This window comes from Desertibaculum subflavum, assembly GCA_003576705.1.
GTDB lineage: Bacteria > Pseudomonadota > Alphaproteobacteria > Ferrovibrionales > Ferrovibrionaceae > Desertibaculum > Desertibaculum subflavum.
This window is the reverse complement of record QOZS01000003.1, coordinates 1-20904: the sequence shown is the minus strand read 5'-3', so window position 1 is coordinate 20904 and position 20904 is coordinate 1. Positions and strand designations below refer to the sequence as shown.

The following is a 20904-nucleotide window of genomic DNA, read 5'->3' as shown; positions in this document are numbered from 1 at the left end:
GGTTGTGCATTGGAATCGCCGCGGCATCAGCCTGCAGCAAGGTCTTCGCGGCGCGGCCCGCGCTGCGCTGCGGCAGACTGCTCAAGGTCTCATCAAGTCGGTTCGTTGACACTCAATTTCCCGACTCATATTGTGCACCGCCACAAAAAGGGGGTGGCAGGGGAGCGGGGCGTGGAAGGCGCCCTGGCGGAGCCCTGCCTTAGGCCCCAACACCAGCGGGAGAAGCCAGGCTCATGAAGGTACTCGTCGCGGTCAAACGCGTCGTCGACTACAACGTGAAAATTCGCGTGAAACCGGACAAGACCGGTGTCGATCTCGCCAACGTGAAGATGTCGATGAATCCGTTCGACGAGATCGGGGTCGAGGAGGCGATTCGCCTGAAGGAGGCCGGCAAGGCGACCGAGATCGTGGCAGTCTCGATCGGCCCGGCCCAGGCGCAGGAAACCATCCGCACCGCCCTCGCCATGGGTGCCGATCGCGGCATCCTGGTGAAGACCGACGAGGAGGTGCAGCCCCTCGCGGTGGCCAAGATCTTCAAGGCCCTGGCCGATGCGGAGAAGCCGGGCCTCTTCATTCTCGGCAAGCAGGCGATCGACGACGACAGCAACCAGACCGGGCAGATGCTCGCGGCCCTGCTCGGCTGGCCGCAGGCGACCTTCGCTTCCAAGCTGGTGGTCGGCGACGGCAGCGCCAGCGTGACGCGCGAGGTGGATGGCGGCCTGATGACGGTCGAGATCAAGCTGCCGGCGGTGATGACCACCGACCTGCGCCTGAACGAGCCGCGCTATGCCAGCCTGCCCAACATCATGAAGGCGAAGAAGAAGCCGATCGACGAGAAGAGCCCGGCCGATCTCGGCGTCGACATCGCGCCGCGCCTCAAGGTGCTGAAGGTGGAGGATCCGCCCAAGCGGCAATCCGGCCGCAAGGTGAAGGACGTGGCCGAGCTGGTGCAGGCGCTGCGCAACGAGGCGGGAGTTATCTGATCATGGCGGCTCTTGTCATTGCCGAACACGACAACGCGAGCCTGAAGAAGGCGACGCTCCACGCCGTTTCCGCCGCGGCCAAGGCCGGCGGCGATGTGCATGTGCTGGTGCTGGGCCAGGGCGCCAAGGGTGCCGCCGACGCGGCGGCCAAGGTGGCCGGTGTGTCCAAGGTGCTGCTGGCTGATGGCCCGGCCTATGCCAACATGCTGCCGGAGAACGCCGCCCCGGTGATCGCCGAGCTCGCCAAGGGCTATTCCCATGTGCTGGCGCCGGCCACCACCAACGGCAAGAACGTGATGCCGCGCGTCGCCGCGCTGCTCGACGTGGCGCAGATCAGCGAGGCGATCGAGATCGTCTCCGCCGACACTTTCGTGCGGCCGATCTATGCCGGCAACGCCATGGCGACGGTGCAGTCGGTCGACCCGATCAAGGTGATCACCGTGCGTGCCACCGGCTTCCCCGCCGCGGCGGCGGAAGGCGGCTCGGCCGCGGTCGAGAACGTGGCGGCCAAGGATCCGTCCGACCTCTCCAAGTTCGTCGGCCAGGAGCTGTCGAAGTCCGACCGGCCGGAGCTGACTTCGGCTCGCGTCGTGATCTCCGGCGGCCGCGGCATGCAGTCGGGCGACAATTTTCACCTGCTGGAGAAGGTCGCCGACAAGCTCGGCGCCGCCGTCGGCGCCAGTCGCGCGGCGGTGGATGCCGGCTTCGTGCCGAACGACTACCAGGTCGGCCAGACCGGCAAGATCGTGGCGCCTGAGCTCTACATCGCCGTCGGCATCTCCGGCGCGATCCAGCATCTGGCCGGCATGAAGGACAGCAAGGTCATCGTGGCCATCAACAAGGACGAGGAAGCGCCGATTTTCCAGGTCGCCGACTACGGTCTGGTGGGCGATCTGTTCAAGGTAGTGCCGGAGCTCGAGCAGGAGCTCGGCAAGCTCGGCTCATGATCCGGACGGGACAGCCCTCGCGATGATGATCAAGAAGATTGGCGTCGTTGGCGCCGGCCAGATGGGCAACGGCATCGCCCATGTTTGCGCCCTTGCCGGCTTCAACGTGGCGCTGATCGACATCAAGCAGGACCAGCTTGATGCCGCGCTCACGGTCATGGGGCACAACCTGGACCGCCAGGTGGCGCGCCAGAAGATCAGCGAGCGCGAGAAGGCGGAGACGCTGGCCCGCGTGCAGCCCTCGATGTCGCTGGAGGCCCTGGCCGATTGCGATCTGGTGATCGAGGCGGCGGTCGAGGACGAGCAGGTCAAACGCAAGATCTTCCAGCAGATCTGCCCGGTGCTGCGCAAGGATGCGCTGGTCGCCACCAACACCTCGTCGATCTCGGTGACCCGGCTGGCGGCTTCGACCGACCGGCCGGAGCGGTTCATGGGCATGCATTTCATGAACCCGGTGCCGATGATGCAGCTGGTCGAGCTGATCCGCGGCATCGCGACCGAGGAGAGCACCTTCCGCGAGATCCGCGAGCTGGTCGTCAAGCTCGGCAAGACGCCGGCCAACGCCGAGGACTTCCCGGCCTTCATCGTCAACCGCATCCTGCTGCCGATGATCAACGAGGCGATCTATACGCTCTACGAGGGCGTCGGCTCGGTCGAATCGATCGACACGGCGATGCGGCTCGGCGCCAACCACCCGATGGGCCCGCTGCAGCTTGCCGATTTCATCGGCCTCGATACCTGCCTCTCGGTCATGCAGGTGCTGTACGAAGGCCTCGCCGATTCCAAGTACCGGCCGTGCCCACTCTTGGTGAAGTATGTCGAGGCCGGCTGGCTCGGCCGCAAGACCAATCGCGGCTTCTACGATTATCGCGGCCCGGCGCCGGTCCCGACCCGCTGAGCCGCACGGCCGGCATGCGGCCCGAAGACGTCCTCAATTTCTGGTTCGACGCGGCGAACAAGCCCTTCTGGTTCGAGAAGAACGACGCGTTCGACGCTGACGTGACGACGCGGCTTTGGCCGCTCCGCGACGCGGCCATGGCCGGCAAGTGCGCCGATTGGACGGCGACTCCCGAAGGCTCGCTCGCGCTCGTGATCCTGCTCGACCAGGTGCCGCGCAATTGCTGCCGGGGCACGGCGGCGGCCTTCGCCAGCGATGCGGCGGCACGGGGGGTAGCGCGTCAGGCGATCGATCGCGGCTTCGACCGCCATTTCGACGACGAGTATCGGTTGTTCTTTTACCTTCCGTTCGAGCACGCGGAGGATGTCGGCGCCCAGCTGCTCTCGGTGGCGCTGTTCGCCGCGCTGCCGGGCCGGGCGGAATGGCTCCGCTATGCCGAGCGGCATGCCGAGATCATTGCCCGCTTCGGCCGCTTTCCGCACCGGAACAAGGCCTTGGGGCGGGTTTCGACGGCGGCCGAGATCGCCTTCCTGGACGAGCCGATGTCGAGCTTCTGAGCCCGGCAATGGATTGGATTTTCGGGGTTTCCCGTCAATCCTTAATGCGATCCTAACGTTTCCGACCGAAGGTGCGGGCCTCGTTCCACCAGCGCTTCCGGAAGGGCGCCGCATGCTCATCGGCCAGGTTGAAACCTACACTTCTGACATGATCGCCGGCTGGGCGTTCGACGACACCAAGCCCAACGAGCCGGTCTTCGTCGACGTGAAGATCAACGGTGAGCCGGTGGCGCGGTTGCGCGCCAGCCTGCCGCGGCTGCAGGCCCAGGGCCGCGCCAACGGCTTCGTCTTCATGCTCCCGCCGGCGCTGACCGCCGGCAAGCGGCGCGTCACCGTCGCGGTCGAGTTCGCCGAGGGCGGCGCGACGCTCGGCAACAGCCCGCGCCAGATGACGGTCAACCGGCCGTCGCGCCGGGTCGTCTGCTTCAGCCCGGCGGGCCGTGTGGTGCATCACGACGACGTGCTCGCCTACCAGCGCAATCCGAAGGACCATATCGAGCGCTACAGCAATTCCGGCGACTGGATGGTGTACGACAGCTCGCTCAAGCTGCTCTCGTTCGGCGAGCTGCACATCACCAACATCTTCGAGTGGGACGACAAGGAGGTCGACCTGCTCAATGCGGAATACGACTACTGCTTCCTGCGCGGCTCCAACTTCATCCATGACGGCGTGGACTGGCGCGACCTTGCAAGCCTGCTCAAGAAGCTGAAGATCCCCGCCATACCCTTTTCGGTCGGCGCGCAGGCGCCGGAGCGCAAGAAGATCGAGCTGTCGCCGAATTCCCTGGAAGTATGGAAGGCCTTCGCCGATCACTGCGCCACCATCGGCGTGCGCGGCACCTACACCGCCGAGGTGATGAACGATCTCGGCATCAAGAATGTCGAGATCATCGGCTGCCCCAGCTTGCTGCGGCACAACAACCCGTTCCTGCGCGTCAATCCGAAGCCGTGGAGCGAGATCAAGCGCGTCGCCTTCAACCTGCGCCGCGAGGTGTCGCCGGCCTATGCCAACAATGTGGGCCGCTATCTCGACATCCAGAAGCGGATGATGCGCGAGCTCGACCGGCAATTCGACCTGACCGTGACCTGCCACGGCGAGACGGCGGAGAAGGTGTTCTACTTCAAGGACAAGGAGCTGCTGCCCAAGCACCGGGCCGAGCTGTTCAAGAGCGGCTGGTTCGAGAGCGAGAGCGATCCGCTGGTGAAGATCTACGAGGAGCGGCTGTTCTACAACGTCGACGTGCCGGAATACGACCGCATGATCGCCGACAAGGACCTCGCCATCGGCTTCCGCGTGCACGGCAACCTGCCGGCGATGGCGAACGGCGTGCCGGCGATCTGCGTCGACTACGACACGCGCTCGCGCGAGCTGGCCGACTCCTACGACATCCCGACCTTGACCATGGACGAGATCGAGGCGAAGCCGCTCGACGAGCTCTATAGCCCCGAGCTGTTCGACCGCTTCAACCGCAACCTGATCCACAACTACCGGCGCATGCGCGACTTCCTCGACCGCAACGGCATGTCGCACAACATGCTGCCGGTCTGAGGCGATGCGCTGGGCGGCATTCGCCGCCCTTCTTCTCGCCAGCGCCGCGGCCGCGGAGCCGCGGCTCGCGCTCGAAAGCGAGACGGCCGAACCGGTCTTCCTGCACCGGCGCGATGCCTGCGAGCAGAGGGACGTCCCCGACACGCCGGCGCGCGCCTGGCGCGGCGCCGACGGCAATGTCAGCCTGGTCGCCAGCCACGCGGTCAACCGGCGCATGGTCGGGCCGAGCCTCGACCGGGTGAAGCAGGATTGCGCGGTGATCTATCGTGGCTCCGGCCGCGACCGGCCCGAGGCGCATGACGACCGCAGCTGGATCTCGGCCACCTACACCCTGGACGGCACGACCATCCACGCGCTGCTGCACAACGAGTTCCATGGCCAGCACCGGCCGACGCTGTGTCCGGCTGCGAACTACAGGGCCTGCTGGCGCAACTCGATCACAGCCGCCGCCTCGGGCGATGGCGGCGCCAGCTTCCGCTTCGACGGGCTGGTCGCCGGCCTGCCCTATCGTTTTCGCGGCGATGCGGGACGACCGACCGGCATCTTCGGGACATCGAACATCTTCAAGCACGACGGGCGGTATTACGTCTTCGTCTGGGCCGACGGCCTGGAGGCGCAGCCGCGCGGCGCCTGCCTGCTCCGCACCGAACGGCTCGGCGACGCGCGGAGCTGGCGCGCCTTCGACGGCACCGGCTTCGGGGTCCGCTTCGCCGATCCCGATCGCGAGGACGCAATCGACCCGGCCCGCCATGTCTGCGCGCCAGTCGCGCCGCAGGCGCTGGCCTCCACCGTGCGCAGCGTGGTCTGGCACGCCGCCTCGAAGCGCTGGATCGCCATTCAGTCGATGGCTCGCCGCACCGCGCCTGATGCCGTGCCGACGGTCGGCATCTGGTGGACAAGCTCCGCCGATCTGCTTCGCTGGTCGGCGCCGCGCCTGCTCTGGGCGACGCCGCTGCTGACTCATCTCGATTGCGGCCGGACGGAGGCCGTCTACTACCCGGCGCTGCTCGACCCGGGCAGCGACAGCCGGAATTTCGAGACCGTCGGCGACCGCGCCTGGCTCTACGTCACGCGGCTCAATCTCGAAGGCTGCCGCATCACCTGGAACCGCGACCTGGTGCGGCTGCCGGTGCGCATCGCCGCGGATTGACGGCCCGGCCCCGGCAGCGGAGCATGGGCCTATGCAAGAGAAGTCCGGCCGCGACGCGGCCATCGCCCGTGCCCTCGCCGCCTTCGACGATGGCCGGTTCCTCGCCGATCTGGAACGCCGGATCGCCATTCCGACCGAAAGCCAGAATCCGGAGCGCCGCCCGGTGCTGCGCGCCTATCTGGAAGACGAGATGCGCCCGTCCTTCGAGCGGCTCGGCTTCAAAGTCTCGGTGCATCCGAACCCGAAGCCCGAATTCGGCCCCTTCCTGATCGCCGAGCGGATCGAGGATCCGGCGCGGCCGACCGTCTTCACCTATGGCCACGGCGACGTCATCCGCGGCCAGGACAACGAGTGGCGCGAAGGTCTCGCGCCGTGGCGCATCACCCGCGAAGGCGACCGGCTCTATGGCCGCGGCACGGCCGACAACAAGGGCCAGCATTCGCTGAACATGGCGGCGCTGGAAGCGGTAATAGGCGCGCGCGGCAAGCTCGGCTTCAACGTCAAGGCGCTGATCGAGACGGGGGAGGAGACCGGCTCGCCGGGCCTGAACGAGTTCTGCGCCGCGCAGAGATCGGCGCTCAAAGCCGATGTGCTGATCGCCTCCGACGGGCCGCGCGTCACGCCGACGCGGCCGACGCTCTTCCTCGGCACCCGCGGCGCGTTCAACTTCGATCTCACGCTCGAATACCGCGAAGGCGGCCATCATTCCGGTAATTGGGGCGGGTTGCTCGCCAATCCGGGCGTCGTGCTGGCGCATGCCATCGCCAGCATGATCGGCCCCAAGGGCGAGATCCTGGTGAAGGATCTGCGGCCGGCGCCGATGGCGAACTCGGTGCGCGCCGCGCTCGCCGATATCGAGATCGAGGGCGGCGAGGACGGGCCGAGCATCGACGCGTGGTGGGGCGAGCCCGGCTTCACCGCCCCGGAGAAGGTCTATGGCTGGAACACGCTGGAAGTGCTGGCCTTCAAGACCGGCAATCCCGACCGGCCGGTCAACGCTATACCGCCGCGCGCCTCGGCGCATTGCCAGCTTCGCTTCGTCGCCGGCTGCGACCCGGCGACCTTCGTTCCCGTCATTCGCGCGCATCTCGACGCGCATGGCTTCCCGGCGGTGCAGGTGACGCAGTCCCGCGCGGAGGTCATGAACGCGACGCGGCTCGATCCGGAGCATCCCTGGGTGCGCTTTGCTGCCGCATCGATCGGCAAGACCACCGGCAAGAAGCCGGCGATCCTGCCCAATCTCGGCGGCTCGCTGCCGAACGATGTGTTCAGCGACACGCTCGGCCTGCCGACCGTGTGGGTGCCGCATTCCTATGGCGCCTGCTCGCAGCACGCGCCGAACGAGCACGCGCTCGCTTCGCTGCTGCGCGAGGGGCTCGCCATGATGACCGGCCTGTTCTGGGACCTCGGCGAGCGCCCCTGGCCGGCATGATGCGTCTTTGCGCGCTGGCGTTGCTGCTGGCCGCCGGCACGGCGGCGGCGCAGCCGCGCGAGACGCAGCCGGAAGCCGCCACCGGCCGCACGGCGCAGCGTCCGGCGGCCGTTGCGACGAAGCACATGGTGGCCGCCGCGAATCCGCACGCGGCGGCCGCCGGCCTCGCCATCCTGCGCGCCGGCGGCAGCGCCGCCGATGCGGCGGTCGCGACGGCGCTGGTGCTCAACGTGGTGGAGCCGCAATCCTCCGGCCTCGGCGGCGGCGGCTTTCTGGTGCATTTCGATCCCGCCAGCGGGGACGTCGTCACCTTGGACGGCCGCGAGGCGGCCCCCATGGCGGCGAAGCCCGACCGGTTCCTCGACCCGCAGGGCCGCCCGCTCGGCTTCCCCGCGGCGGTGGCGAGCGGCCGCTCGGTCGGCGTGCCTGGCCTGCCGGCGCTGCTGGCGGAGGCGCATCGCCGCTTCGGCAAGCTCGCCTGGCCCGAGCTCGCGGCGCCGGCCATCCGGCTGGCGGAGGAAGGTTTCGAGGTCTCGCCGCGCCTCAACGGCCTGCTCGCCAAGCTCGGCGCCGATCGTGCGACGCCGGCCATGCGCACGGTCTTCTTCGAGGCCGATGGCACGCCGAAGGCGGTCGGCACGCGGCTGGTCCAGCCGGCGCTCGCCCGCAGCTTGCGCATCTTCGCCGCGGAAGGGCCGGAACCCTTCTATCGCGGCGCCATCGCGCGCGACATCGTCGCGGCGGTGGCCGGCGCGGCCGATCCGGGCGACCTGACGGCGCAGGATCTCGATGCCTATCGCGCCGTCGAGCGCCCGCCGGTCTGCGGCACCTACCGCGCCCATTCGATCTGCGGCATGGGCCCGCCGTCATCCGGCGGCGTCGCCATCCTGCAGATGCTGCGCTTGCTCGAGTCGCACGATCTCGCCGCGATGCAGCCGCCCAACCCGATGACGGTGCATCTCTTCACCGAGGCGGGCCGGCTCGCCTTCGCCGACCGCGCCCGCTATCTCGCCGATCCGGACAAGGTGCGGGTGCCGCTGCGTGGGCTGCTCGATGCCGGCTATCTCGCTGGCCGCGCGGCGCTGATCCGGCTCGATGCCTCTCTCGGCATGGCGCCGCCCGGCGATCCGCCCTGGCGCGAGGGCCGCTACGCGCCGGATCCGACCGCAAGGATGACCGGCACCACGCATCTCTCCGTGATCGACGGCGAAGGCCGCGCCGTGGCGCTGACCGCCAGCATCGAACAGGCCTTCGGCACGCGGCTGATGGCGGCCGGGTTCCTGCTCAACAACGAGCTGACCGATTTCGCCTTCGCGACCGAGCGCGACGGCGTGCCCGTCGCCAACGCGCCGGGGCCGGGCAAGCGGCCGCGCAGCTCGATGGCGCCGACCGTCGTGCGCGATCCGGAAGGCAAGCTGCGCCTGGTGGTCGGCTCGGCCGGCGGTGCCGCCATCATCAACGATGTCGCCAAGGTGCTGATCGGGGTGATCGATTGGGGTCTCGACCCGCAGGCCGCCATCGCCTTGCCGAACCGCGGCAGCCGCAACGGGCCGACCGAGTACGAGGCGGGGACCGCTCTCGAGCTGGTCCGTCCGGCACTGGAAGCACTCGGCCACACCGTTCGCCCGGTGGAGTCGGTGAGCGGCCTGCATGCCGTCGCCGTGCAGGACGGGCGCCTCATCGGCGGCGCCGATCCGCGGCGCGAAGGCGTCGCGCTCGGCGATTGAATCAGGCGGGGACGCGCAGCTCCTGCAGCGCGTGCCGCGTCACCTGCACCGACGAAGTGAGGGCGAGCGCCGCCATCGCCCCGGCGACGATCAGGTCGGGCCAGCCCGCGCCGGTGCCGAACACGCCGAGCGCCGCCGCCAGCACCGCGATGTTGCCGAGCGCGTCGTTCCGTGTGCAGAGCCAGACCGAGCGCATGTTGCTGTCGCCCTCACGGTAACGATAGAGCAGCAGCGCCACGCCGATGTTCACGGCCAGGGCCGCGGTGCCGACCACACCCATGGTCATCGGCTCCGGCACCACGCCGGTCGCCAGGTTGAACGCGGCCTGGCCCAGCACCCAGATGCCGAAGGCCGCCATGCTGGCGCTCTTCACCAGGCTCGCGCGCGCACGCCAGGCGAGTGCCATGCCGAGCACGGCGAGGCTGACGGCGTAGTTGGCCGCATCGCCGAAGAAGTCGAGCGCGTCGGCCTGCAGCGAGACCGAGCCGGCGGCAAGGCCGGCCGCCAGCTCGACCACGAACATCGCCGCGTTGGCGATCAGCGCGACCCACAGGATCAGGCGATAGCGGTCCGAAGAGGGAGGCGGGCCGTGGTCATGGCCATGATCGCAACAGGCGCTCATGCGTCCTCCTCGTCGTGCGGCTCGGCCACATGCTCCAGCATGTCGCCGATCACGCGCCGGATATGCTCGTCGGCGGCGACGTAGAAGACGTGCCGGCCCTGCCGCGTCGCCCGCACCACGCGCGCGGCGCGCAGCAGGCGCAGATGGTGACTGACCAGCGACGGGCTGAGCGAGAGCTGGTCGGCGATATCGCCGACCGTCACCGGCGTGCCGAGGCAGGTGATGACGATGCGCAAGCGGCTGGCATCGCCGAGCAGCCGGAACAGGTCGGCCAGCTGCGGCGCGTGATCGTCACGCGCCGGGGCGGGCTGGTGAAACGGAACTATCTTCCTCATGCCTGATCATATGAACATCTATTCATATGTTTGTCAAGAGGAGCTCGCGACCTTTTCGCAGGCCGGGCTCAGCGGAGCGCTTCGAGACGGGGAATCAGGGCCAGCAGATAAGCGTTGAAGGCCGGGGCGTCCTCGTACTGCACCCAATGGCCGGCGCGCGGGAACAGGTAGACATGCGCCTCCGGCTTCCGCGCGGCCAGCAGGGCAAGTCTCTGGTCCATGTGGGGATGGCAGGTGGCATCGCGCTCGCCCCACAGGAAGGCCATCGGCGCCTTGATCGCCGGTAGGTCGCGGGCGAGCGAATCGCCGAGCGAAAGCGGCGGGCTCGCCACCTTGGCGCGGGCCACGTTCCTGATCTGCAGATGCACGGCGAGGTCGTCGATATTCGCCCGGTCGGCGAACATGAGGCCGGCCAGGTTCTCGCGCTGCAACGCCGCGACATCCGCCGCCGTCATCGCCTTTTCGGCCTTGCGCACCAGGCGCGGCTGGCCGCGCGGCAGGCCGAGGCCCGCGGTGCCGACCACGGTGAGCGAGGCGACCAGCTCCGGCCGCGTCGCCGCGACATGGCCGGACAGCATGGCGCCGAAGGAGAAGGCGACGATATGCACCGGCCGGCGCAGGCCGGGCAGCGCGGCAAGCCCGTCGGCGATGATGCGGGCGAGGCCGGCCACATTGTGCGGCTTGGGCGGTGCGTCGGAATCGCCGAGGCCCGGCAGGTCGCCGGCCCAGACGTCATGCGCCTTGCCGATCACCTCGACATTGCGGATCCAATGCGCCCAGGAGCCGTAGCCGCCATGCAGGAACACGACCGGCGTGCCGCCGACACCGCGGTCCCAATGGCGCCAGACCATGTGGCCGGCCGGGGCGGGGGTGCGATGGAGCGTGGCGCGGGAAGCAATATCCGCCTCGATGGCGGCGGGGTCGGAAAGCGGGGCATTCATGCGGGATGCGATTCTCTGAACAGCTCGAAACGGCACAAGGCAGTGCGAATTCTGCCGCGACAGGAGCGCGCTTGACAGGGGGCAATGAAGCCGGCCCGATGCGCGCCGACAAGCAACCAACGGTCCATTGAGGGGGAACATGCTCAAGACGCGTTTCACCGAGCTGCTCGGCATCCAGCATCCCATTGTCCAGGGCGGCATGCAGTGGGTCGGGCGGGCCGAGCTCGCCTCCGCCGTCTCCAATGCCGGGGGCCTCGGCATCCTGACCGGCCTGACCCAGCCGACGCCGCAGGCGCTGAAGGACGAGATCGCCCGCTGCCGGCAGATGACTGCGAAGCCGTTCGGCGTCAACCTCACCATCCTGCCCAGCCTGAAGCCGATCCCGCATGACGAATACGCCCAGGCGATCATCGATTCCGACATCAAGATCGTGGAGACCGCCGGCTCCAACCCGGCCAAATACATCGGCATGTTCAAGCAGGCCGGCGTCAAGGTGCTGCACAAATGCACCGCCGTACGGCACGCGCTGACCGCGGAGCGGCACGGCGCCGACGTGATCTCGATCGACGGCTTCGAATGCGCCGGCCATCCGGGCGAGGACGACGTGCCGAACCAGATCCTGATCCCGGCCTGCGTCGACAAGGTGAAGATCCCGGTGATCGCCTCCGGCGGCTTCGCCGATGGCCGCGGCCTCGCCATGGCTCTCGCCATGGGCGCCGAGGGCATCAACATGGGCACCCGCTTCATGGCGACGAAAGAGGCGCCGATCCACGCCAATGTGAAGCAGAAGATCGCCGAGGCCGGCGAGCGCGACACCGCGCTGATCTTCCGCAGCCTTCGCAATACCTCGCGCGTGTTCAAGAACAAGATCGCGGAGGAAGTGGTGCGGATCGAGCGCGAGAAGGGCCCGGCGATGAAGATCGACGACGTCGCCCATCTCGTTTCCGGCGCGCGCGGCCGCACCGTCTACGAGGAAGGCGACACTGATCTCGGCATCTGGTCGGCGGGCATGGTGGTGGGCCTGATCCACGATGTGCCGAGCTGTCAGGAACTGGTCAGCCGCATCGTGCGCGAGGCGGAGGAGATCATTCGCGGCAGACTCGAAAAGATGATTGCCTGAGCCGTAAGTCGGTCCCTTTCGGAACTGGCCCGCGCCGCGATGGCGCGGGCCGTTTTCGTTTTGCATCAGTGACATGGCCGGGTGGCCTGCAACCCTTTCCACGCTGGGACGTTGCGGAGGGCGATGGACCGCGCCCCCGTTCACAGCGTGGAGGAGAGTGCAAATGATGTACGATTCGGTGAAGGAAACCAGCCGCCTGATCTCGGCTGACAAGGTCGAGGGCACCAATGTCTACAACGGGACGGGCGACAAGCTCGGCTCGATCGACAACGTCATGATCGACAAGCAGACCGGCAAGGTCGCCTACGCCATGATGTCGTTCGGCGGCTTTCTCGGGCTCGGCGAGAAGTACCATCCGCTGCCCTGGAGCCTGCTGAAATACGACACCGGCAAGGGCGGCTATCTGGTCAATCTCGACAAGCGCACGCTCGAGGGTGCGCCGATGTACGGCGAGAACGACACGATCAACTGGGAAGACCAGGCCTGGGGCAAGAAGGTGCACGACTACTACGGCGTGCCGCCCTATTGGTACTGAATCCCGCTGCCTTCAGATCGCCATGAGGGGGACGCATTGGCGTCCCCCTTTTCGGCGAGCCTCTCCCGGCTGATCGAATTTTCCGGAGCCAGTATGCGTGACGGCGATTCCTCGCCCGAGTCCCCGACCGTCATCGCGACGGAATTCGGCCCCCTGGTCCTGACCCGGGCGATGGCCTTCGATGGGGACGACGAGCAGCCCCGTCCGAGCGCGTCCGAGGCAACGCGCCGGGTGCGTGGCCGTATCCGTCCCCGGCCGGCTTCTGTCTGAGGCCGGTAAGGTTTCCGTCCGTTAAGACCTTCGCGAGCGAGATCGGGCATGCTGAACGCTGCTAATATGGCGGCGGGCGGCAGGGATGTTTTTCAGCGTGACACCGATCGCAGGTCCGATCGAGCTCAAGCCGAAGCGCTTCGGCGATGCGCGCGGCTGGTTCACCGAGAGCTGGAACCGCGAAACCTTCAAGCGCGGGACCGGTTTCGACCGCGCGTTCGTGCAAGACAACTTTGCCCATTCGGCACGGCGCGGCACCTTGCGCGGCCTGCATTTCCAGGTGCCGCCTTCGGCCCAGGGCAAGCTGATCCAGGTGGTGCGCGGTTCGGTCTTCGACGTGATCGTCGATCTGCGCCGCGATTCCGCCACCTTCGGCCGCCACCATGCGGCCACTCTCACCGCCGAGGGCGGCGAGCAGCTCTGGGTCCCCGAAGGCTTCGCCCACGGCTACTGCACGCTCGAGGACGACACGCTGGTGTTCTACAAGGTCACCGTCTTCTACGATCCCACCGCGGATCGCGGCCTCGCCTTCGACGATCCGGCACTGGGTATCGACTGGCCGGTGCCGGCGGCCGAGCTGACGCTGAGCGACCGCGACCGGCAGCATCCGAAGCTGGCCGATCTGGCGCCGATCGACTGGACGCCGCGCGGATGAGCGTGCTGGTCACCGGCGGTGCCGGCTTCATCGGCTCGGCCCTGGTGCGCGGCCTGATCCGCGACGGCGAGCGCGTCGTGACCGTCGACAAGCTCACCTATGCCGGCAGCCGCCTGAACCTGGCCGAGGCCGACCGGGCCAACACGCACAGCTTCGTGCAGGCCGATATCGCCGATGCCGCCGCCATGGCCGCGGTGTTCCGCGAGCATCGGCCGCAGCTCGTGATGCATCTCGCCGCCGAGAGCCATGTCGACCGCTCGATCGACGGCCCGATGCCCTTCGTGCAGACCAACGTGATCGGCACGGCGACCATGCTGGAGGCGGCGACGGCGCATTGGCGCAAGCTGCCCGAGAGCGAGCGCGAGGCGTTCCGCTTCCTGCACGTCTCCACCGACGAGGTCTATGGCGAGCTCGACCAGACCGGCCTGTTCACCGAGGCGAGCCCGTATCGCCCTAACTCGCCCTATTCGGCGAGCAAGGCCTCGGCCGATCACATCGTGCGCGCCTGGGGCCGGACCTATGGGCTGCCGGTCCTGATCACCAACTGCTCCAACAATTACGGCCCCTATCAGTTTCCGGAGAAGCTGATCCCGCTGATCGCGCTGAACGGCCTCGACGGCAAGAAGCTGCCGGTCTACGGCCAGGGCCTGCAGGTGCGCGACTGGCTGCATGTCGACGACCACGTAAGCGCGCTCCGCCTCGTCGCCGCCAAGGGAGGCCTCGGCGAGACCTACCTCGTCGGCTCGCGCAACGAGCGGCGCAATATCGACCTGGTGCGGCAGGTCTGCGCGATCCTCGACAAGCTGCACCCCGTCGGCGCGCCGCATGACCGCCTGATCAGCTTCGTGACCGATCGCCCCGGCCATGACGCGCGCTATGCGATCGATCCGTCCAAGCTGGAGCGCGAGCTTGGCTGGCGGCCGGCCATTGCGTTCGATGCGGGCCTCGAAGCGACCGTCGCCTGGTATCTGAAGCACCGCGACTGGTGCGCCGCGGTCGCGCCGGCGACGGCGCGCGACCGTATCGGACTCGCCACCGCCTCTTGATCCGGGGCGCCGGGTGCCGATGATCGGCGCAAGGCGAACGGCAGGAGCGCGGCATGGATCTGGAACTCACCGGCAAGACGGCACTGGTCAGCGGCTCGACCGCCGGCATCGGGCTCGCCATCGTCAAGGGCCTGGCGCGCCAGGGCGCCACTGTCTGGCTGAACGGCCGGACCCAGGCGCGGGTCGACGCGGCACTGGCCGAGGTGCGCAAGGCTGTCGGCGGCGCCAAGGTCGGCGGCATCGCGGCCGACGCGGCGACCGCCGAAGGCTGCCGCGCCATCGCCGCCGCGCTGCCGGAGGCCGACGTGCTGGTCAACAATCTCGGCATCTACGAGCGCGCAGTGTTCGAGGAGATCGGCGATGCCGACTGGCAGCGCTTCTTCGACGTCAACGTGATGAGCGGCGTGCGCCTCACCCGCCACTATTTGCCGGCCATGCGCCGCAGGAATTGGGGCCGCATCGTCTTCGTCTCCAGCGAGAGCGCCACCCATATCCCGCCCGACATGGTGCATTACGGGATGAGCAAGACGGCGCAGGTGGCGATCGCCCGCGGTGTCGCGGAGACCCTGGTCGGCACCGGCGTCACCGTGAACTCGGTCCTGCCCGGCCCGACCCGGGCGGAGACGATGGAGAAGCGCCTCGCTGCCGCCCGGGCGGAGGGCAAGTCGGAGGCCGATTTCGAGCGCGAGTTCTTCGACCAGCGGCGGCCGAGCTCGCTGATCAGGCGCTTCACCACAACCGAGGAGGTGGCCAACATGGTGTGCTACGTCTGCAGCCCGGCGGCGTCGGGCACCACCGGCGCGGCGCTCAGGGTCGAGGGCGGCGTGGTGCGCGCGATCTTCTAGCGCCGCGAACGAGGGTTGGGAGGAAGCAACAATGAACTTCGCCGAGCAGCTCGTGCGCGCCGGCCGTACCTTTCCGCGCCAGCCGGCGGTCTCGCTCGGCGCCCGCGTGGTCCATGACTATGCCGCCCTGGCGATGCGTGCCGCGCGGATCGCCGGCGGCCTGCGCGCCCGCTTCGGCCTGAAGGCCGGCGACAATGTCGCCATCGTGATGTGGAACGCGCCGGAATATGTGGAGGTGCTGTACGGCATCTGGCAGGCCGGTCTCGCCGCCGTCCCGATCAACGCCAAGCTGCACGCCAAGGAGGTGGCCTGGATCCTGGAGAACTCGCAGGCCAGGCTCTGCTTCGCCAGCGCCGACATCGCCGAGGCACTAGCCGGCGAAGTGGCGCCGGGCCTCGAGGAGATCGTGGTGCCCGGCACACCGGCCTATGCGCGACTGCTGGACGCCGATGCGGCGGCGATGGTGCCGCGGTCGCCGGACGACCTCGCTTGGCTGTTCTACACCTCCGGCACGACGGGCCGGCCGAAGGGCGCCATGCTCAGCCACGGCAGCCTGCTGGCGCAGACGGTCAACTACTTCGCCGATGTGGATCAGATTCTGCCGCAGGACTGCATCGTGCACGCAGCGCCGATGAGCCACGGTTCCGGCTGCTACGGCCTGCCGCATGTCGCCAAGGCGGCCAACCAGGTGATCCCGGAATCCGGCGGCTTCGATCCGGCGGAGACGCTCGCCCTGATCGGGCGCTGGCCCGGCGCGTCGTTCTTCTTCGCGCCGACCATGGTCTATCGCCTGGTCAATGCGCCGGAGATCGGCGATGCCGATACCGCCAACCTGAAGGCGATCATCTATGGCGGCGGGCCGATGTATGTCGCCGACCTGCAGAAGGCGCTCGCTGTGCTGGGGCCGAAGCTGGTGCAGATCTACGGCCAGGGCGAGGCGCCGATGACCATCACCGGCCTGCCGAAATGGATGCACGCCGACAGCTCGCATCCGCGCTACCTGGAGCGGCTCGGCTCCGCCGGCTACGCCCGCACCGATGTGGAGGTGATGGTGGCGGACGCGGAGGACCGCCCGCTACCGCCCGGCGAGATCGGCGAGGTGCTGGCGCGCGGCGCCGTGGTCATGCAGGGCTACTGGCGCAACCCGGAGGCGACGGCGGCGGCGCTCCGCGGCGGCTGGCTGCATACCGGCGACCTGGGCAGCTTCGACGAAGACGGCTTCCTGACGCTGAAGGACCGTTCCAAGGACATGATCATCTCCGGCGGCACCAACATCTATCCGCGCGAGATCGAGGAGGTGCTGCTGCGCCATGAGCGGGTGGCGGAGGTCTCGGTGGTCGGCCGGCCGCATCCCGATTGGGGCGAGGAGGTGGTCGCCTTCGTGGTCGCGGCGCCCGGCGCGACCTTGAGCGAGGCCGAGCTCGACCGGCTCTGTCTCGACAACATCGCCCGCTTCAAGCGGCCGAAGGCTTATCGCTTCGTGGCGGCGCTGCCGAAGAACAATTACGGCAAGGTGCTGAAGACCGAGCTCCGAAAGGAGTTCGGCGTGAAGCAAGGCTAGTCCTCGCCCTCGCAGGACAGGCCGAGCATGTCGAGGCCTTCCTCCAGGTGGTCGCCGAGCAGCGGCATGCCGGTGAGATAGCGCGCAGGGTTGCTGCGGTTGCGCTCGGTCGCCTCCGCCAGCGCCTCCTTCCACTCGTCGGCGGTGAAGTCGCCGCGGCCGAGCCAGCACAGCGCGATCAGCTCGTTGCGCTCGTCGACGTTGAGGTCGTTGATGGCGGCCACCAACTCGTCATAGGTCGGATTGCTGCGCCGTGCCTCCAGGATGGCGACGTCCTGGTCCTCGGTATCGGCAGCGTCGGAATCCGGATCCTCCGGCGCCATCTCGGCGTCGAATTCATGCGCCTTCTGGACGATGTAGCAGACCTTGTGCAGCGGGATCGTCAGCATCGCCTGTTCCTGTCGCGGCTTGATCTGGAATCACTTATGGCGGTCGCCGGCTTCGACAACCTTGACTCAGGTCAGCCATAGCGAACCTCGCCTTCGGTATCGGCACGGGCGGCGCGGTGCCGTCGATAGATGTCATGTGCCCAGGCGATGGCGGGGTGCGCCGCGACACGACCGAGCGTCTTCTCCAGCTCCGGCGGGCAGGGACGCGGCCGGGCCATGGGCGAATCCGGCGGGTCGACGATGGTCGCCAGCATGGCGGCGGCGGTCAGATCGGCGACCGTGAAGCGATCGCCGACCAGATAGCCGGTCGCGGCGGTCGCGCCGGCGACGAAATCGAGCGCCTCGTCGAGCGCGCGCTCGCCATCCGCCACCGATGCCGGCCCGGCAATGCCGTTGCCCTTGCGGATCAACCCCCCGGCGAGCGGCAGCATGCCCTGATAGAGCCGGCGCATCGCCCAGGGCTTGGCCTGGCCGAACAGGTCGGCCAGATAGCCGGGATGTCGCATCAGCGCGTCGAGCAGGAAGCGCCGCATGCGCGGGCCCCAATCGTCGTCGAATCGCGCCTCGATCGCCTTCGCCTGGGCGCGCAGCTGCGGATCCGTCGGGAACAGGGCCGGGGCCGGCCAGCGGCGCTCGATTTCCTCCAGCAGCCGCGCCGAACCGGCGATCCAGGCACCGTCGAAGCCGATCGCCGGCGTCGCCGTCTGCCCGGTCAGCCGGCGCATGCGTCCGAGATGGGGGCCCGGCAGCAGGCTCACGCGGCGATGCGGCACGCGTTTCAGGTCCAGCGCCCAGCGGACTTTCTCGTTGTAGGGCGAGAAGCGGAACTGCATCAGTTCGACGGCAACGGCACCCTGCCTCCCCAAGCCGGCGCCCGAGTCTAGCGCATCGGCGGCGAATCCGATGCTAGGCTCCGGCATCGACCAGCCAGCCGTCGCGAGCCTGCCCCCTTGAGCAAGTCCCCCGTGAGCACGTCCCCGTGAGCCCTCCCGCGTGATCCGCAAGATCGGCCGCCCGTTGCGGCGCATCGCCCTGATCGCGGTCGGCCTGCTCGCGGCGCTGATCCTGCTCTACCGCTTCGTCGATCCGCCGTTGACGCCGCTGATGCTGATCCGGCTGGTACAGGGCGACGGCCTGCGGCACAGCGCGCGCCCGCTCGCCGCCATCGACCGCGACCTGCCGCGCGCGGTGATCGCGGCGGAGGACAACCGCTTCTGTCGCCATTGGGGCATCGACTGGAGCGCGGTCGGCGAGGCGCTGGAGGATTTCGACGAGAAGGGCCGGCTGCGCGGCGCTTCGACCATCACCATGCAGGTGGCGCGCAACCTGTTCCTGTGGCCGGGCGGCGGCTTCCTGCGCAAGGCGGTGGAAGTGCCGCTCGCCGTTGCCATCGATCTCGCCTGGCCGAAATGGCGCATCATCGAGGTCTATCTCAACATCGCCGAATGGGGCCCCGGCACGTTCGGCGCCGAGGCGGCGGCGCGGCTGCATTTCGGCAAGCCGGCGGCGCGGCTGACCCGGCGCGAGGCGGCGCTGCTCGCCGCCATCCTGCCCTCGCCGCGCCATTGGTCGGCGGGGCGCCCCAGCGCCTATATCGAGCGCCGGGCCGGCATCATCGCCGGCCGGATCGACAAGCTCGGCGGCTGGCTCGACTGCCTCGACTGATGGCCACGCGGCAATCACGGTTGCGATTGTCACGGCAGCCGCTTCCGGCGGACGTCGCGCTTCTCTAAGCTCGGCCGCCAAATGCAGCTCCGGCTGAACAAACCTTGGGAGGAACTGACGCCCGGCGCGGTCGGCCGCGTGACCGCGACGCTCGGCGTGTTCCAGATCGCCGATGCCGCGGGCCGCGTCCTCTATATCGGCTATGCCGGCGGCAAGGCGCCGTTCGGCCTGCGCGGGCGCCTCGGCGAGGAGCTGAAGCGCCGCGGGCCGGGGCACCGCTTCCGCCTCGAGGTCAACATGCAGTACCTGACCCGCTGGCAGGAGCTGCTGATGCTGCACCAGGCCGATCACGGCGCGCTGCCCGATGGCAATGCCGAGGACCGCCCGCGGCGGCTCGGACGGCTCGGACCCTGGCCCAAGGAAGGTTGAACATGGATTTCGAGCTCTCGTCCGAGCAGGAGCTTCTGGTCCAGCAGGTGCGCCGCTTCGTCACCGAGGAGATCCTCCCCGTGGAGGCGACGCTCGATCCCGACGCAGCCGAGCTGCCGGCCGCCGATCAGGCGCGGCTGATCGAGAAGACCAAGGCGATGGGGCTCTACGGCCTCGACATCCCGGCCGAGTTCGGCGGACCGGAGATCGACATCACGACGCGCACCCTGCTGGCGATCGAGATGGCGCAGCACCGCGCCGGGCTCTATGTGCCATGCTACGGCACCTTCGGCGGCGCCGGCCTGGCCCAGCTCTACGAGGCGAACGCCGACCAGAAGGAGCGCTATCTCTTCCCCACCTTGCGCGGCGAGAAGCGCGGCTTCTTCGGCCTGACCGAGCCGTCCGGCGGCAGCGACCCGGCCCGCGCCATCAAGACGCGGGCGGTGCGCGACGGCAATGGCTGGCGCCTCACGGGCACCAAGATCTTCATCTCCAATGCCGACAAGTCGGAATACGGCATCGTCTTCGCCCGCACCGACCCGGCCAAGGGCCGCGAAGGCATCACCTGCTTCATCGTCGATACCGACATGGAGGGGTTCAGGGTGCGGCGGATCGTGCACACGCTCCGCTCCGCCCACTACGCCACCGAGCTCGAATTCGACGGCTGTTTCGTGCCTGACGGCAATGTGCTGGGCGAGGTGAATAAGGGCTTCGCCATCGCCAACGACCGCCTGTCGCGCCAGCGCATCCCATATGCGGCAGGCTGCATCGGCGTCGCCATCGCGGCGAACCGGATGGCGATCGAGTGGGCGAAGCAGCGTGAGACCTTCGGCGCCAGGCTTTCCGACCGGCAGGCGATCCAGTGGATGCTGGTCGACAACGAAATCGACATCCGAACCAGCCGGTATTTCACCCTGGAAGCCGCCGAGAAGGCGCGCAAACGCGAGCCGTTCCGCACCGAGGCGGCGATGGCGAAGCTGATCGCCTCCGAGGCCGGCGGCCGGGTGGTCGACCGCTCGATGCAGATCTTCGGCGGCATGGGCATGACCAAGGACCTGCCGCTGGAGCGCTGGTACCGCGAGATGCGCATCCGCCGGGTCGGCGAGGGACCGTCCGAGGTCCAGCGCATGGTCATCGCCCGCGAGATCATCAGCGGCAGCCTCGGCTGAGCCGGCGGCGCATCTGTTCCGCGGCGTGTTTGTTCCCCCAGCTCGTCGTACCCGGGCTCGATCCGGGTACCCATGACGC

General features: G+C 68.5%; 22 protein-coding genes. 17 read left to right on the top strand and 5 right to left on the bottom strand.

Annotation, left to right across the window (positions count from 1 at the left end; all coding sequences use genetic code 11):
• The first annotated feature begins 233 nt into the window (after positions 1 to 233).
• The 8 genes from DT074_RS02255 to ggt all read left to right on the top strand — a co-directional run bounded on the left by DT074_RS02255 (position 234) and on the right by ggt (position 9243).
• Complete coding sequence (locus DT074_RS02255) at positions 234 to 983, top strand: electron transfer flavoprotein subunit beta/FixA family protein (RefSeq protein WP_119418177.1); 750 nt, start codon at positions 234 to 236, stop codon at positions 981 to 983.
• 2 nt (positions 984 to 985) lie between these two features.
• Positions 986 to 1930 carry an electron transfer flavoprotein subunit alpha/FixB family protein gene (locus tag DT074_RS02250; RefSeq protein WP_119418176.1) on the top strand — a complete coding sequence of 315 codons (945 nt, stop codon included), beginning with the start codon at positions 986 to 988 and terminating at the stop codon, positions 1928 to 1930.
• 25 nt (positions 1931 to 1955) lie between these two features.
• A complete protein-coding gene (locus DT074_RS02245; protein WP_119418306.1) occupies positions 1956 to 2828 on the top strand; it encodes a 3-hydroxybutyryl-CoA dehydrogenase in 873 nt (290 codons plus the stop codon).
• 14 nt (positions 2829 to 2842) lie between these two features.
• Positions 2843 to 3385 (top strand): DUF924 family protein, encoded by a 543-nt coding sequence (locus DT074_RS02240; protein WP_119418175.1) that lies wholly within the window; start codon positions 2843 to 2845, stop codon positions 3383 to 3385.
• A gap of 112 nt (positions 3386 to 3497) precedes the next feature.
• On the top strand, positions 3498 to 4934 hold the full coding sequence (locus DT074_RS02235) for a polysaccharide pyruvyl transferase family protein (RefSeq protein ID WP_162914568.1): 1437 nt from the start codon (positions 3498 to 3500) through the stop codon (positions 4932 to 4934).
• Positions 4935 to 4938: 4 nt separating this feature from the next.
• Positions 4939 to 6084, top strand: coding sequence for a hypothetical protein (locus tag DT074_RS02230; protein ID WP_119418173.1), 1146 nt, complete (start codon positions 4939 to 4941; stop codon positions 6082 to 6084).
• Between the two features lie 31 nt (positions 6085 to 6115).
• Complete coding sequence (locus tag DT074_RS02225) at positions 6116 to 7516, top strand: M20 family metallopeptidase (RefSeq protein ID WP_119418172.1); 1401 nt, start codon at positions 6116 to 6118, stop codon at positions 7514 to 7516.
• The gene (ggt, locus tag DT074_RS02220; RefSeq protein WP_368744382.1) at positions 7513 to 9243 is read left to right on the top strand and encodes a gamma-glutamyltransferase; all 1731 of its coding nucleotides are present in this window, start codon (positions 7513 to 7515) and stop codon (positions 9241 to 9243) included. Before DT074_RS02225 ends, ggt begins: the two co-directional genes overlap by 4 nt.
• Before the next feature lies 1 nt (position 9244).
• Here the strand turns inward: ggt and DT074_RS02215 are convergent, their stop codons facing one another.
• From DT074_RS02215 to DT074_RS02205, 3 genes are all read right to left on the bottom strand, one after another.
• Positions 9245 to 9865: a cation efflux transmembrane domain-containing protein gene (locus tag DT074_RS02215; protein WP_119418171.1), complete on the bottom strand. Its 621-nt coding sequence runs from the start codon at positions 9863 to 9865 to the stop codon at positions 9245 to 9247.
• Entirely contained in the window at positions 9862 to 10200 is a 339-nt protein-coding gene (locus DT074_RS02210) for an ArsR/SmtB family transcription factor (protein WP_119418170.1), read from the bottom strand. The genes DT074_RS02215 and DT074_RS02210 overlap by 4 nt, the downstream gene beginning before the upstream one ends.
• Before the next feature lie 68 nt (positions 10201 to 10268).
• On the bottom strand, positions 10269 to 11141 hold the full coding sequence (locus tag DT074_RS02205; RefSeq protein WP_162914567.1) for an alpha/beta fold hydrolase: 873 nt from the start codon (positions 11139 to 11141) through the stop codon (positions 10269 to 10271).
• Positions 11142 to 11280: 139 nt separating this feature from the next.
• Between DT074_RS02205 and DT074_RS02200 the strand changes: the two genes are divergently transcribed.
• The 6 genes from DT074_RS02200 (at position 11281) to DT074_RS02170 (ending at position 17173) form a co-directional block, all read left to right on the top strand.
• Positions 11281 to 12261, top strand: coding sequence for an NAD(P)H-dependent flavin oxidoreductase (locus DT074_RS02200; protein WP_119418169.1), 981 nt, complete (start codon positions 11281 to 11283; stop codon positions 12259 to 12261).
• A 163-nt stretch (positions 12262 to 12424) separates the two neighbouring features.
• Entirely contained in the window at positions 12425 to 12796 is a 372-nt protein-coding gene (locus DT074_RS02195) for a PRC-barrel domain-containing protein (protein ID WP_119418168.1), read from the top strand.
• A gap of 367 nt (positions 12797 to 13163) precedes the next feature.
• A complete protein-coding gene (gene rfbC / locus DT074_RS02185) occupies positions 13164 to 13721 on the top strand; it encodes a dTDP-4-dehydrorhamnose 3,5-epimerase (RefSeq protein WP_368744381.1) in 558 nt (185 codons plus the stop codon).
• On the top strand, positions 13718 to 14767 hold the full coding sequence (gene rfbB, locus DT074_RS02180) for a dTDP-glucose 4,6-dehydratase (protein ID WP_119418165.1): 1050 nt from the start codon (positions 13718 to 13720) through the stop codon (positions 14765 to 14767). The genes rfbC and rfbB overlap by 4 nt, the downstream gene beginning before the upstream one ends.
• Before the next feature lie 53 nt (positions 14768 to 14820).
• Positions 14821 to 15612, top strand: coding sequence for an SDR family NAD(P)-dependent oxidoreductase (locus tag DT074_RS02175; RefSeq protein WP_119418164.1), 792 nt, complete (start codon positions 14821 to 14823; stop codon positions 15610 to 15612).
• A 31-nt stretch (positions 15613 to 15643) separates the two neighbouring features.
• Positions 15644 to 17173 (top strand): AMP-binding protein, encoded by a 1530-nt coding sequence (locus DT074_RS02170; RefSeq protein ID WP_119418163.1) that lies wholly within the window; start codon positions 15644 to 15646, stop codon positions 17171 to 17173.
• On the opposite strand, the gene DT074_RS02165 is transcribed toward DT074_RS02170, so the two are convergent.
• Positions 17170 to 17562 carry a DUF3775 domain-containing protein gene (locus DT074_RS02165; RefSeq protein WP_119418162.1) on the bottom strand — a complete coding sequence of 131 codons (393 nt, stop codon included), beginning with the start codon at positions 17560 to 17562 and terminating at the stop codon, positions 17170 to 17172. The two genes, DT074_RS02170 and DT074_RS02165, sit on opposite strands and share 4 nt — an antisense overlap.
• Before the next feature lie 71 nt (positions 17563 to 17633).
• Positions 17634 to 18482: a glutathione S-transferase family protein gene (locus DT074_RS02160; protein ID WP_162914566.1), complete on the bottom strand. Its 849-nt coding sequence runs from the start codon at positions 18480 to 18482 to the stop codon at positions 17634 to 17636.
• Positions 18483 to 18555: 73 nt separating this feature from the next.
• Between DT074_RS02160 and mtgA the strand changes: the two genes are divergently transcribed.
• The 3 genes from mtgA to DT074_RS02145 all read left to right on the top strand — a co-directional run bounded on the left by mtgA (position 18556) and on the right by DT074_RS02145 (position 20825).
• Positions 18556 to 19227 (top strand): monofunctional biosynthetic peptidoglycan transglycosylase, encoded by a 672-nt coding sequence (gene mtgA, locus DT074_RS02155; RefSeq protein WP_368744380.1) that lies wholly within the window; start codon positions 18556 to 18558, stop codon positions 19225 to 19227.
• An 81-nt stretch (positions 19228 to 19308) separates the two neighbouring features.
• Positions 19309 to 19656, top strand: a complete 348-nt coding sequence (locus tag DT074_RS02150) for a DUF7508 domain-containing protein (RefSeq protein ID WP_119418161.1) — start codon at positions 19309 to 19311, stop codon at positions 19654 to 19656.
• 2 nt (positions 19657 to 19658) lie between these two features.
• Complete coding sequence (locus DT074_RS02145; protein ID WP_119418160.1) at positions 19659 to 20825, top strand: acyl-CoA dehydrogenase family protein; 1167 nt, start codon at positions 19659 to 19661, stop codon at positions 20823 to 20825.
• Positions 20826 to 20904: the final 79 nt, after the last annotated feature.